Origin of the sequence: Nocardia tenerifensis NBRC 101015, assembly GCF_000308715.1 — a bacterium.
Lineage (GTDB): Bacteria > Actinomycetota > Actinomycetes > Mycobacteriales > Mycobacteriaceae > Nocardia > Nocardia tenerifensis.
This window is the reverse complement of sequence record NZ_BAGH01000369.1, coordinates 20,830-34,855: the sequence shown is the minus strand read 5'-3', so window position 1 is coordinate 34,855 and position 14,026 is coordinate 20,830. Positions and strand designations below refer to the sequence as shown.

Sequence of the window (14,026 nt, the reverse complement as noted above, 5' to 3'; positions counted from 1 at the left end):
CGCGACCTGATGATCGCCTACGCCGCGCGCTCGGCGGGGGAGGCGCCGAACTGGGCGCCGCTCGAGGTGCAGTACGCCGACTACAGCATCTGGCAGCGGGAGCTGCTCGGCAGCGAGGAAGACCCGGATTCGCTGGCCTCCAAGCAGGTCGCCTACTGGCGGCAGGCGCTGGCGGAGCTGCCGGATCAGCTGGATCTGCCGTCGGACCGGCCGCGCCCCGCGGTCCAATCCTTCGCCGGCGGCAAGGTCGAGCTGCGCATCGACGCGCAGACCCATCAGGCCCTCATCGAGCTGGCCCGCGCCGAGGGCGCGACGCTGTTCATGGTCGTGCACACCGCGCTCGCCGTCCTGCTGGCCCGGCTCTCGGGCACCGACGACATCGCCATCGGCACCCCGATGGCGGGACGCGGCGAGGCCGTCCTCGACGACCTGATCGGCATGTTCGTCAACACGCTGGTGTTCCGCACCAGGGTCGAGGCCGGTGAGCCGTTGACCGAGCTGCTGGCTAGGCAGCGCGAGACCGACATCCAGGCCTTCGCCAACGCCGACGTGCCGTTCGAGCGCCTCGTCGAGGTGCTCAACCCGGTCCGGTCCACCGCGCGGCACCCGCTGTTCCAGGTGGGCCTGTCGTTCCAGAACCTGGCGCAGGCCGGGCTGGAGCTGCCGGGCCTCACGGTGTCCGGGCTCGATATCGACACCGCGCTCTCGCAGTTCGACCTGCACCTCATCGCGACCGACCGCTACAGCGAGGCGGGCGAGCCCGAGGGCATCACCGGTTTCTTCACCTACGCCACCGATATGTTCGATCGGGACACGGTGCAGGGCTTCGTGGATCGGTTCGCGCGACTGATCGGTGAGATCGTCGCCGCGCCGCGCACCGCGGTCGGCGACATCGAACTGCTCGACGCCGCGGAGCGCGCTCAGCTCGTGACCGGTCGCAACGCGACCGACTACCCGGTGGATTCGGCTGCGACGCTGGTTTCCCTGCTCGACGCCTCGGTGGCGGCGGGTCCGAAGGAAGTCGCGCTGGTCACCGAGGACGGCGCATCCATCACCTACGCCGATCTCGATGCACGCGTGAATCGTCTTGCGCGGCATCTGATCTCGGTCGGTGTGGGGCCGGAGTCGCGGGTGGCGCTGGCGTTCCGTCGTTCGGTGGATTTGATCGTGGCGATGTATGCGGTGGCGAAGTCCGGTGGTGCGTATGTGCCGGTGGATCCGGCGCAGGCTGCTGAGCGGACGAGCTACATTCTCGAGACGGCGGCACCGGTGTGTGTGCTGACCAACGCCGAGGCTGAATTCGATACGGATGTCGCGCCTTTGGTACGCGTCGATGAGCTGGATCTGGCCGAGGTGGACAAGACTCCGATCACCGATGCCGATCGGGTTTCGCCGTTGCGGCCGGAGAATACGGCGTATGTGATCTTTACGTCGGGTTCGACGGGTCGTCCGAAGGGTGTGGCTGTTTCGCATGGGGCTATTGCGAATCAGTTGCAGTGGAAGGTGACCGAGTTCGGTCTGGATGCCGCTGATGCGATTCTGCTGAAAACGGCTGCCACCTTCGATCTTTCGGTGTGGGAGTTCTGGTCGGCGGCGGTGTGCGGTGGTCGTTTGGTGATCGCCGCCCCGGATGGTCATCAGGATCCGGCGTATTTGAACGAGTTGATGGCGCGTGAGTGGGTGACCACGCTGCACGTGGTGCCGTCGATGCTCGACGCGCTCACGGCCGGTGATTTCCCGAACTCGCTGTGGCGGGTGCTGGCCATCGGCGAGGCGCTCCCCGGTGCGCTGGCCCAGCGGTTCATCCGCGACTACCCGCGGGTGGAGCTGTTCAACCTCTACGGCCCGACCGAGGCCGCCGTCTCGATCACCAGCCATCGGGTGTCCAGGGCGGACGAGACCTCGGTGTCCATCGGTCTTCCCGAATGGAACAGCCAGGTCTACGTGCTGGATTCGCGGCTGCGGCCGGTGCCCGACGGTGTGGCCGGTGAGCTGTACCTGGCGGGCGCGCAGTTGGCGCGGGGCTACTTCGGCCGAGCGGATCTGACTGCGGATCGGTTCGTGGCCAACCCATTTCAGCCGGGCGTGCGGATGTACCGCACGGGTGACCTGGTGGCGTGGAATGGCTCCGGTGAACTGGAATACCGGGGCCGCACCGACTTCCAGGTGAAGATCCGTGGTTTCCGGATCGAACTGGGTGAGATCGAGGCCGCGCTGCTGGCGCTGCCGGAGATCGCGCAGACCGCCGTGGTCGCCAAGTCCGATCCCAAGACCGGTGATCGTCTGGTCGCGTACCTCGTGCCGTCGAACGGCACTGCCGATGTGGCGCAGGTGAAGTCGGCGTTGATCGCCGGTTTGCCGTCGTACATGGTGCCGTCGGCCTTCGTGGTGCTGGACGCGTTGCCGCTCAACGTCAATGGCAAGCTGGACCGGAAGGCGTTGCCGGAGCCGGAGTTCGAGGCGCAGGTGTTCCGTGCGCCGTCGACGCCGATCGAGGAGATCGTGGCGTCGGTGTTCGCTGAGGTGCTCGGGGTCGAGCAGGTCGGTGCCGATGACGACTTCTTCGGTCTGGGTGGTAATTCGTTGCTGGCGACGCAGGTCGCGGCGCGGATCGGTGCGGCGTTGGATGCGCGGGTGCCGGTGCGTGCGTTGTTCGAGGCCTCGACCGTGGCCGGTTTGGCGGTGAAGGTCGAGCAGCACGCCGGAGCCGGTGGCCGTCGCGCCCTCGAGGCGGGCCCGCGCCCGGATCAGATTCCGTTGTCGCTGGCGCAGCAGCGGATGTGGTTCCTCAACCAGTTCGACACCGCCTCGGCGGTCAACAACATCCCGGTCGCCGTGCGGCTCACCGGCGACCTCGACGTCGCCGCCCTGCAGGACGCCGTCGGGGATGTCATCGCCAGGCACGAGACGCTGCGCACGGTGTACCCGGAGCAGGGTCGCGCCGCGACGCAGGTGATCCTGCCCGCCGAGCAGTCGGTGCCGGACCTGACGCCGGAAAACGTTGCCGTCGAAGACATTCAGCAGCGCATCGTCGACGTGATCACCGCGGGATTCGACGTCACGGCGGAGATTCCGTTGCGGGCCAAACTGTTCCGGGTCTCCGACGGGGAATACGTGCTCGTGTTCGTCGTGCACCACATCAGCGCGGACGGCTGGTCGATGGGCCCGCTCACCCGCGACGTGATGCTCGCCTACGCGGCCCGCTCGGCCGGGGTGCCCCCGGGCTGGGCACCGCTGCCGGTGCAGTACGCGGACTTCAGCCTCTGGCAGCGCGACGTGCTCGGCTCCGAGGCCGACCCGGCGAGCCTGATCTCCCAGCAGGCCGAGTACTGGCGCACCGCGCTGGCCGGCCTGCCGGACGAGCTCAACCTGCCCGCCGACCGGACCAGGCCGACGACGCAGTCCTTCGCCGGCGGCCGCGTGGTGTTCCCGATCGACGCCGAGCTGCACCGACGGCTCGCCGAGATCGCCCGCGAGCAGAACGCGACGATGTTCATGCTGGTGCACGCCGCGCTCGCCTTGTTCCTGGCGCGCATGTCGGGCACCGACGACATCGCCGTCGGCACGCCGATCGCGGGCCGCGGCGAGGCCGAACTCGACGACGTGATCGGCATGTTCGTCAACACGCTCGTGCTGCGCTCGCACGTCGAGGGCGACCTCACCTTCGACCAGCTGCTCGCCCGGACGAAGGACGCGGACCTGCAGGCGTTCGCGCACGCCGACCTGCCGTTCGAGCGGCTCGTCGAGCTGCTCAACCCGGAGCGCTCGACCGCGCGGCACCCGCTGTTCCAGGTGGCGCTGTCGTTCGAGAACCTGCCGGAGACCAGCTTCGAGCTGCCCGGATTGCACGTGGGCGCGGTCGATTTCGAGGTCGACACCGCGAAGTTCGATCTGTCGCTGACCATTCGGGAGGCGGCCCCCGCCTCAGGCAATTCGGGCGCAGTTGCCGACGGTGCGGGCATGTACGCCGAGTTCTCCTTCGCCCGTGACCTTTTCGACGACGAGACGGTCGAGGTCTTCGCGCAGCGGTTCACCAGGCTGCTCGAGGGCATCGCCACCGAACGCGACATGCCGGTCGGCGACCTGCCGCTGCTCGACGCGGACGAGTACGAGCTGCTCACGCACGTGCACGGCGAGGACGTGATGGCCACCGGCCTGCTGCCGGACCTGCTGCAGCGCGGCGCGAAGCTGAACCCGGAGCAGATCGCGATCCGCTACCAGGGCCGCTCCATCACCTACCGCGAGCTCGACGAGTACTCGTCGCGGCTGGCGCGGGTGCTGATCGAACGCGGGGTCGGGCCGGAACGCATTGTCGCGCTGTCGTTCCCGCGCTCCTACGAGATGGTCGCGGCGTTCTGGGCGGTGGCGAAGGCGGGCGGCGCGCACGTGCCGGTCGACCCGACCTACCCCGAAGACCGCATGCGGCACATGATCAACGACTCCGGCGCGGTCATCGGCATCACCGCGAGCGAGTACGTCGATCGCCTGCCGCGCGACGTCGAGTGGCTGCGGCTGGACGACCCGGCGCTCGGTGAGCTGATCGAGAGCAAGCCGGCGGACTCGGTGACGGACGCGGACCGGATCTCGTCGCTGGCCATGCGGCACCCGGTGTACGTCATCTACACGTCGGGTTCGACGGGTATGCCCAAGGGCGTCACCGTGACCCACGCGGGCATGGGCGGCCTGGTCGGCGTCGCGACCGACCTGTACCAGCTCGAGGCGCACCACCGGTTCCTGCACATCTGCTCGCCGAGCTTCGACCCGTCGGTGCTCGAATGGCTGTGCGCCGCGTACACCGGCGCGACGCTGGTGATCGTGCCGTCCACCATCATCGGCGGCCCGGAGCTGGCCGAGCTGCTGCGTACCGAGCGGGTGACGCACACGATCATCACCCCGGCGGTGCTCGGCACGGTCGACCCGGCGGGCATGGAGGCGCTCGAGGTGGCCTCCGTCGGTGGCGATGTCACCACGCCGGAGCTGCTGGCCAAGTGGCACCCGGGCCGGAAGTACTTCAACGCCTACGGCCCGACCGAGACGACGATCATCTCCTCCTACGCCAGGCTGACCCCGGGACGCCACATCACCATCGGCCTGCCGGTGCGCGGCATGTCGGCGCTGGTGCTCGACGCGCGGCTGAACCCGGTGCCGCCGGGCGTCGCGGGCGAGCTCTACCTCGCCGGCGGCGCGGTGGCGCGCGGCTACCACAACCGGCCCGACCTCACCGCGGAGCGATTCGTCGCCAACCCGTGGAGCAACGAGGGCGCGCGGATGTACCGCACCGGTGACGTGGTGCGCTGGTTCGCCGAGCCTGGCGAGCGCGCGGGCAACGCCGCGGTGCCCGAGGTGCGCTGGGAGCTGGACTACGTCGGCCGCTCGGACTTCCAGGTGAAGATCCGCGGCTTCCGCATCGAGCTCGGCGAGATCGACACCGTGCTCGCGGCCCATCCGGACGTCGAGTTCGCGATCACGCTGGGCAAGCAGACCGCGGCGGGCGCCACCATCCTGGTGTCCTACGTGCTCGCGGCGCCCGGCCACGAGATCGACACGGCCCGCCTCAACGAGCACGCCGCGCGGAGCCTGCCGCCGCACATGGTGCCGTCGGCGATCATGGTGCTCGACGAGATCCCGCTGACCCCGGTCGGCAAGCTCGACCGCAAGGCGCTGCCGGAGCCGGTGCTCGCCCCGCGCGAGTTCCGCGCGCCCGCCAGCGAGGTCGAGGCGGTCATCGCCGAGGTGTTCGCCGAGGTGCTCGGGGTCGAGCAGATCGGCCTGGACGACTCGTTCTTCGCGCTCGGCGGCGACAGCATCCTGTCCATCCAGCTGGTGTCGCGGGCCAAGGCGCGCGGCGTGGTGTTCTCCCCGCGCGACGTGTTCGAGCGGCGCAGCGTGGCCTCGCTCGCCGAGGTCGCCACGCTCGGCGCGGGCACGGAGCAGGTGAAGCTGGAGGAGCTGCCCGGCGGCGGGGTCGGCGAGATCCCGCTGACGCCGATCATGACGCAGATCCTCGCGAGCGGCTCGTCCTACGAACGTTTCTCGCAGACCATGGCGCTGCGGCTGCCGGACGGCATCGACCGGGCGACGCTCGTCGGGACCATCGCGGCGGTGTTCGACCACCACGATGTGCTGCGAACTCGCTTGCGGCGCAGCGAGGATCGGTGGGAGTTCGAGGCGCTGCCGACCGGCGCGGTCGACGTGGACGCCATGGTGCACCGGGTGGAGCTGGCCGCCGACATCGATGACGCGGAGCTGAAGCGGGTCGGCAGCGAGGCGTTCGACGCGGCGCTCGGTCGGTTGGATCCGGCGAATGCCGTTATGGCGCAGTTCATTTGGTTCGCCTTCGAGGGCGAGCGGCGTGATGTGCTGCTCATCGTCGCGCACCACTTCGTGGTCGACGGCGTGTCCTGGCGCATCCTGATTCCGGACTTCGCGGTCGCGTGGTCGCAGCTGGCCGCCGGTCAGCAGGTCGCGTTGCCCGCCAACGGAACCTCGATGCGGCGCTGGGCGCACAGCCTGGTCGAGGCCGCCGCCGCGCCCGAGCGGGTCGCGGAACTGCCGTTCTGGCAGAAGATTTCGACCACGCCGGACCCGCTGCTCGGCGCGCGGCCGTTCGACCCGTCGGTCGACACGTTCGCGACCGTCGAGCGGGTCGAGGTCACGCTGCCCGCCGAGGTCACCGACGCGGTGCTGACCGCGATCCCCGGCCTCTACCGCGGTGGGGTGAACGACGGGCTGCTGTCCGCGTTGGCGATGGCGGTCGCGCGCTGGCGCGGCGAAGGTAATTCCGCCCTGATCAAGCTCGAGGGTCACGGCCGCGAAGAGGAAGTCGTTCCCGGCGCGGATCTTTCGCGCACGGTCGGCTGGTTCACCACGGCCTACCCGGTCCGGCTGGACCTGGACGGCGCGGACCTGACCGACGCCTTCGCCGGCGGAGCCGCGCTCGGCGAGATCGTGAAGTCGGTCAAGGAGCAGCTGCTCGCGGTGCCGGACAAGGGCCTCGGCTACGGCCTGCTGCGCTACCTGAACCCGGCGACCGGTCAGCGGCTCGGCGGCGCCGGACAGATCAGCTTCAACTATCTGGGCCGGATGTCGGCGGGGGAGATCCCCGAGCAGCTGGCCGAGATCGGCTGGGTGCCGGTGTCGGACCTCGGCCAGCTCGACGGCGACATGGACCTCGACATGCCCGCCAACGCGACGATCGACATCAACGCGATCGTCACCGACGGCGCGGACGGTCCGCAGCTCGGCGCGGCGTTCGCCTTCCCGACGGGGCTGCTCACGCGAGAGCAGGTACAGGAGTTCGCCGACCACTGGGTCGCCGCGCTCACCGCGCTCGCCACGCACGCGCGTCGGCCGGACGCGGGCGGCTTCACGCCGTCGGACATGTCGCTGGTCCGGGTCGGACAGGGCGATATCGAGCTGTGGGAACGGAACTATCCGGCGCTGGCCGAGGTGTGGCCGCTCTCGCCGCTGCAGTCCGGCCTGCTGTTCCACGCGATGATGACCCAGGCGACGGTCGACGTGTACACCATGCAGGCCGTGGTCGACCTCGGCGGCACGCTGGACGTCGAGCGGCTGCGCGCGGCCGCCCAGGGCATCGTCGACCGGTACCCGAACCTGCGCACCGCGTTCGTCACCGACTCCGACGGACAGGCCGTGCAGGTCGTCCTCGACCGGATCGAGGCGCCGTGGCGCGAGGTGGATCTCACCGGGCTGCCCGCCGACGAACGGACTGCCGAACTGCGCAGGCAGGTCGCGGCCGATCAGGCGACGCACTTCGACATGGCGGTGCCGCCGCTGCTGCGGTTCACGCTGTTCCGCACCGATGAGAGCCAATGGCACCTGGCGATCACGACCCATCACATCCTGTTGGACGGCTGGTCGATGCCGCTGCTCATGCGGGATCTGCTGGTGCTCTACGCGGTTCGCGGCGATCAGGCCGCGCTGCCGCGGGTCGCCTCGTACCGCAACTTCCTCGGCTGGCTGGCCGGGCGGGACCGCGACGCCTCGCTGCGGGCGTGGGCGACCGCGCTCGACGGGGTCAACGAGCCGACTCTGCTTGCGCCGCAACCTCGTTCGGCCGAGCAGTACGAGATCGGCAAGCTGATCACCGAGCTCGACGCCGATCGCACGCGCCAGATCACCAAGCACGCAGCGGAATTGGGCGTCACGGTGAACACGCTGGTGCAGGCGGCCTGGGGCATCCTGCTCGGCAGGCTCACCGGCCGAGGCGATGTCGTGTTCGGCGCCACCGTCTCCGGGCGGCCTGCCGAACTGCCCGGCGTCGAGTCGATGGTCGGCCTGTTCATCAACACGCTGCCGGTGCGGCTGCGCATCGATGACCGGCAGACGATCGGCAAGCTGCTCGAGCGGCTACAGCACGACCAGGCCGACCTGCTCGAGCACCACTATGTGGGGCTCACCGACATCCAGCGGGTGGCGGGCACCGGGTCGCTGTTCGACACGCTGCTGGTGTTCGAGTCGTACCCGATGGACAAGGAGGCCATCTCGGCCGCCAGCTCCATCGACGGCATGTCGGTGACCGGCGTCGGCGTCAACGACGCCACCCACTACCCGCTGACGCTGCTGGTGACCGCCGAGTCCACGATCGAGCTGACGCTGAAGTACCTCGGCAGCCGGTTCGGCGCGGACGAGGTGGAGATCATGTCCGCGCGGTTGATCCGGGTGCTGGAGGCGCTGCTCGGCGATCCGGACGGGCTCGTCGGCGACATCGACATCCTCGACGCGGGCGAGCGGGCCCGCCTGCTCGCCGAATCCGGCATCACGGCAACGACTTCCGCGCCGGAGCCGGTCGGCCGGGTCGGCGCGCACACGGTCGCCAAGGTGCTCGCCGAGGTGGTCGAGGAGGATCCGGAGGCGCCCGCGCTGCTCGCCGACGGCGAGGAGATCGCCTACCACGTGCTGGATCGACGTTCGTCGCAGTTGGCGCGCGTGCTCATCGACCGCGGTGCGGGGCCGGGCGACGTCGTCGCGGTGGCGCTGCCGCGCTCGCTGGACGCGGTGGTCGCGGCGTGGGCGGTGCAGAAGGCCGGTGCGGCACTGTTGTTCGCCGGTGATCTCACCGCCGACGACCTGGCCACCGCCGGGGCCGGCTTCGGCATCGGCCTGGATCCGGTGCCGGACAGCGGGATTCGCTGGCTGGTCCCCGCCGAGATGCAGTCCGACGTGGTCGCGGCCCCGTCGCACCCGGTCTCCTACGCCGACCGCGTGCGCCCGCTCGGCGAGGACCACCCGGCCTTCGTCGTGCCGACCGGAGACGGCGTCCGCACGGTCACCCAGACCGAGGCGCTCGCCCAGGCCGAGCACGTCCGCGAGGAGTACGGCATCGACTACGAGTCGACCACGTACACCGAGGCCCCCTCCGGCCGCGCGGCCATGCTCGAGTTCCTCGCCTCCGCCACCGCAGGCGCCCTCTCCGTCCTCCCCACCGGAGACCGCGCCGACGACCTCACCGAAGGCGAAGTAACCCACTGGTTCGTCACCCCCACCGACGCAACCGACGCGGCGACCGACGACATCAAGATCGTGATCGCCGAGTAACCGGGACCCCACCGGTGGCGAGCCCAACCAGTGCTCGCCACCGGCCCCGAACCCTCGCAACAAACCTCAATTGCTCCCGTTCAACGAGATCGGAGGTGCGCGATGCCGGTACCCGGTGCCGACCGTTGGACGGCTGCGGACCTCGACAACATTGCTGAAAACGGCCTGCGTTATGAGGTGCTGAACGGCCAGCTGGTGGTGAACGCGGTCCCCAAGCCACGGCACCAATGGCTGATCAAGGGCTTGGAACGGGCCCTCGACGCGGTCGTTCCGTCCGGCCTTCTCGCCATCCAGGGGCTCGGGGTGCTGGTCGGCGATGACGAGCCGATCCCGGACCTCATAGTGATGACCGTTCCGTTCGATGTGGATGCCCGTGGGATCCCCGCCGAGCAGGTGAAGCTGGCGGTCGAGGTGGTCTCCGACTCGACGACACTGCAGGACCGGATGGTGAAGCCCGTCGTCTACGGCGAGGCCGGAATCCCGAACTACTGGCGGTTCGAGATCAACTCATTCCGCGGCCAACTGCCCGGCGAAGCCCTGCCGGTCTTGTTCGCCCACGAGCTCGGCGACGACAAGACGTACGAGCTGACGCACAGGGTGGGGGCCGGAGACGCCGTCACCCTGCGCAGGCCCTTCGAGTTCACCATTGATCCAGGGTCACTGCTGCCCTGAACTTTCGCTGGATGAATTTTCGACCGGGGTAGCGGGCAGCCGGGTTCGGGGGGTCAGCTTTTCGTGGGCGGGCGGTGGTGTTGCGCCGGAACTGGTGTGAGGGCGAGGAGTTCGTTGACGGACCATTGGTCTTCTGCGTGGGTGCCGTGTTTGGCGGCGAGGATTTGGCCGGTGGGGGAGATGAGGAAGTCGGCGGGGAGGCCGAGGCGGCCGCCTTCGGGGTTGCTCGGGGGAGCGGGGTGGGTTTTGCGGGTCCGGATGACCTGGGTGACGGCGCGGAGGATGGTGGGCCAGGCTCGGGGGTCGAGCAGGGCTCGGGGGGAGGATTCGACGCCGAATTCTCGGTAGAGGGCGCGGGTGGGGTCGGCGATCAGGTCGAGGGGGATGTCCTCGGTGTATTTGCGCAATTCGGCTGCGCTGGAATGGAAGACGACCACCTCGCGGATGTTCGCCGCGGTGAGCTCGGCGTGCCGCGCGACGAACGAGCGCAGGTGCAGGTTGCAGATGGGGCAGCCGGCGAAGCGGCGAAATTGCAGGTGTATCAGGCGATCCGGGTCGGGGACGGGCACGGACGCGCCGGCGACGGTGGTCAGGGTTCGTGCGGAGACAGTGGTCGGTGAGGGCATGAGCTATTCCTTTCGTAGGCGTACCTTGTACACCTACATCCAGTATGCGCGTACCTTGTACGCTGTCAACCCATGCCACGTCCTCGCTCCCTGACGAAGTCCGATCTCGGCGCGGCCGCGCTGGCGGTCATCGACCGCGACGGTTTGTCCGCGCTCACCATGCGCGCCGTGGCGAAGGAGCTGCGCATGGCCACCATGGCCCTGTACCGCTACGTCGCCGACCGAGAAGAGTTGGAGAACTTGGTCATCGACGTGATGCTCGCCGACCTCGACGTGTCGACCCCCGCCGACTCTCCCTGGCGAGACCGGGTGACCACCCTGCTCCACCGGATGCGCGCCGCCGTCTCCGCCCATCCCGCCACCGTGCCGCTCATGCCCCGGCACCGCGAGCGCTCGGCCGCCACTCTTCGCTGGATGGAGGCCATGCTCGCGGTCCTCACCGAGGGCGGCTTCGCGGGCGCCGAGCGGGTGATCGCCCAGCGCACCCTGGTGGCGTTCCTCCTCGGCTTCCTGCAGAACGAGCACTACGCGTCGATCAACGCTCCCGCGACCGCCGCCATCGCCCAACTGTCCCCGGACGAGTATCCGACGCTGACCGAGACCGCGGCGCAAGCGCGAAAGATGTCCGTCACCGACGAGTTCCACGGCGGCTTGGCGATCGTGTTGCGCGGTCTGGCAAACGATAGCTAGCCGAAAAGCGCTTTAAGGTCCACGCTTTCGGCCATGGCGCGATGTCCCGCGTCATTGAGGTGCATGCCGTCGCCGCTGTCGTAGGCGGCGCGGATGAAGTCGGGGCGGTCCGGGTCCTCGACGGCGTCGGCGACGTCGAAGATCGAGTCGAAAACATCGGTGCCGCGCAGCCATTCGTTCACCCGGCGACGGGTGCCCGCGGTCTCCTCGACCGGCATGCCCTCGTAGATGACGCCCGCGTAGGGGCCGATGGTGGCGGCGTGGATGGTCAGACCCGCGTCGTGGGCGCGGCGGGCGATCTCGGTGAACCCGGCGATCAACTCGTCGGCGGTGGCGGGCGGCTCCCCGGACATGCCGCCGAGAATGAGGTCGTTGATGCCGAAGTTGATCAGCACCGCGGTGACGCCGGGCACGCTGAGCACGTCGCGGTCGAAGCGAGCCAGGCCGGGCACGCCGATCTCATTGGTGAGCAGACGATTTCCGCCGATGCCTTGGTTGACCACCCAGCCGCGGTCGAGGCGGCTGTTGAGCGCGTCCACCGAGCGCAGGTTCGCGCTCATGGTCGAGCCCACGCCCTCGAACCAGGAGTCGCCGAGCGCGACGGCGATCGGTGTGCCCGCGGGGGCGAGCACGTCGACGCCGGTGACGAAGAACCGGTACGGAACCTCCTCGGTGGCAGCAAGGTTGGGCTCCGAAACGACGTTTCCCGCTGCCACGTAGGAGATCTCGCCCGGCTGATGCGAGAAGGTCGCGAGACCGGTCGGCTCGGGCAGGTAGAGGCTGAGCGCCAGATCGGTGCCCGCGGACACGGCCGTCGCTATGGGATCGCTGACCACCGCACCTCCCGCGGGGATGGTCACCCCCTCCGCGCCGTCGAACCGCAGCGCGGCGTCGCTCTCGGCGATGATCTCGCCGCCCGCCTTCCGCAGCGCGACCCTGGCCGCGCCGATCACCAGCGGAGCCGTGCCGTAGAGGTTGGTCAGCCGGACGCGGAACTGCTCGCCGCCGCCGGCCAGGTGCAGGACTTGCCGCACGGTTTCGTCGGCGAACGACCGCGAGTCGTTGAGTTTGATCTGCTCGTACGGGCTGATGACCGCGGAACGGAAACCGGCGACCCAGGCGGTGTTGTCAGACATCGAAAGCTCCAGTACTTGTCGTGCGGAATGTTGCGTGTGCATATTTCTACAACAATGTATTCCGCGTGTCAACTATCCGCGAGGCAAGTAGTTCGGGTAGGTTGTCGGCATGGACTCGACCGAACTCTTCGAGGACCCGCGGCTGACCACGATGGGTCTGCTGTTCGAGGCGCACGAGGGGGTGGTCGGCAAGCTGGAGCCGGTCTGGAAGTCGCACGGTCTGTCCGGTCTCGACCTGAATGCGCTTATGCGCCTGAGTCGTTCACCGCGGTGGCGGCTGTGCATGACGGACCTAGCCGTGCAGACCACGCTGTCGACCAGTGGCGTCACCCGTTTGGTCGACCGGCTGGCGCGGGCCGGGCTGGTCCAGCGGGAACTCGACCCCGCCGACCGGCGCAGTGCTTACGCGGTGCTGACCGAACGCGGCGCGGAAAGACTCGAGCAGGTGCTCCCGGACTATCTGGCGGCGGTCGAGCGCTGGTTCACCGGCCTGCTGACGCCGACGCAGCTCGACGCTCTGATCGAGGCGCTGCGCGTCGTGCGCGACACGACGAACCCCGACGCGACTTTCGGCGTCGACGGCCCCGCCGACTGACCGTCACTCAACGGATTCGCCGAGCAACCGCTCCAGACCGTCGAGGATCAGTTCGAGCCCGAAGGTGAAATCGGCTATGCCCGTGTGCTTTCCGTCGATCACCAACTGCGAGAGCGCGTTCATGCACGGGAACCGGTCCGCCGGGATGAGCGGCAGGAAATGCGCTGCCGCGGAGGCGTATTCGTCTGGCTGAAGCGGGAAGTTCACCTGCTGCATGGTGAATCCGTAAATGTGGCTGTCCATCGCGTTCCATGCGCGATCGGCCAGCTGATAGGAGAAGCCCGCCGCCCGCAGGCAGCCGACGGTCGCGTCGATGTAGCGCAGCATGGCCGGGCCGACGTTCAGGCGCGAGCCGATCAGTCCGGTGGCCCACGGGTGACGCAGCAGCGCCTCGTGCGCGGCGTTCGCCCGCGCGCGCATGGCGGCCTTCCAGTCCCCGCCGATCTCGGGCACGCCCATCTCGGCGACCACGAGATCCGCCACGCCGTCGAGCAGGTCGTCCTTGTTCTTGACGTGGTTGTACAGCGACATGGCCTCGACGCCGAGCGTCTGGGCGAGCTTGCGCATGGACAGCGCCGCCAGCCCGTGCTCGTCGGCGAGTCGAATCGCGGTGCGCAGCACCTTTTCCCGGCTGAGTGGCGTGCGCGGCGCGCCATCGCCGGATGTCCTGGGCATGGGCTCCCTCTCTTGACGGACTTACGGTGTAAGCGTAGCGTCCCCGTTGCGTGACTTACGCTGTAAGTATCAGT

At 69.0% G+C, this 14,026-nt stretch carries 7 protein-coding genes; 4 read left to right on the top strand and 3 right to left on the bottom strand.

Features of this window, described 5'->3' with window-relative positions; translation table 11 throughout:
• The coding region (locus tag ON39_RS29135) for a non-ribosomal peptide synthetase (RefSeq protein ID WP_040739170.1) at positions 1–9,558 on the top strand (9,558 nt) is incomplete at its 5' end.
• Between the two features lie 102 nt (positions 9,559–9,660).
• Complete coding sequence (locus ON39_RS29130) at positions 9,661–10,230, top strand: Uma2 family endonuclease (RefSeq protein ID WP_040739159.1); 570 nt, start codon at positions 9,661–9,663, stop codon at positions 10,228–10,230.
• Positions 10,231–10,283: 53 nt separating this feature from the next.
• Here ON39_RS29130 and ON39_RS29125 read toward each other — a convergent pair whose 3' ends face one another.
• On the bottom strand, positions 10,284–10,856 hold the full coding sequence (locus ON39_RS29125) for a peroxiredoxin-like family protein (RefSeq protein ID WP_040739158.1): 573 nt from the start codon (positions 10,854–10,856) through the stop codon (positions 10,284–10,286).
• Between the two features lie 72 nt (positions 10,857–10,928).
• On the opposite strand from ON39_RS29125, the gene ON39_RS29120 reads away from it, so the two are divergent.
• Entirely contained in the window at positions 10,929–11,546 is a 618-nt protein-coding gene (locus ON39_RS29120; RefSeq protein ID WP_040739157.1) for a TetR/AcrR family transcriptional regulator, read from the top strand.
• Here the strand turns inward: ON39_RS29120 and ON39_RS29115 are convergent.
• Positions 11,543–12,682, bottom strand: coding sequence for a GDSL-type esterase/lipase family protein (locus tag ON39_RS29115; protein ID WP_040739156.1), 1,140 nt, complete (start codon positions 12,680–12,682; stop codon positions 11,543–11,545). The two genes, ON39_RS29120 and ON39_RS29115, sit on opposite strands and share 4 nt — an antisense overlap.
• A 109-nt stretch (positions 12,683–12,791) precedes the next feature.
• Between ON39_RS29115 and ON39_RS29110 the strand changes: the two genes are divergently transcribed.
• On the top strand, positions 12,792–13,277 hold the full coding sequence (locus ON39_RS29110; protein ID WP_040739155.1) for a MarR family winged helix-turn-helix transcriptional regulator: 486 nt from the start codon (positions 12,792–12,794) through the stop codon (positions 13,275–13,277).
• Positions 13,278–13,280: 3 nt separating this feature from the next.
• Here ON39_RS29110 and ON39_RS29105 read toward each other — a convergent pair whose 3' ends face one another.
• Positions 13,281–13,952 carry a TetR/AcrR family transcriptional regulator C-terminal domain-containing protein gene (locus tag ON39_RS29105; protein WP_083894758.1) on the bottom strand — a complete coding sequence of 224 codons (672 nt, stop codon included), beginning with the start codon at positions 13,950–13,952 and terminating at the stop codon, positions 13,281–13,283.
• Between the last annotated feature and the right edge of the window lie 74 nt (positions 13,953–14,026).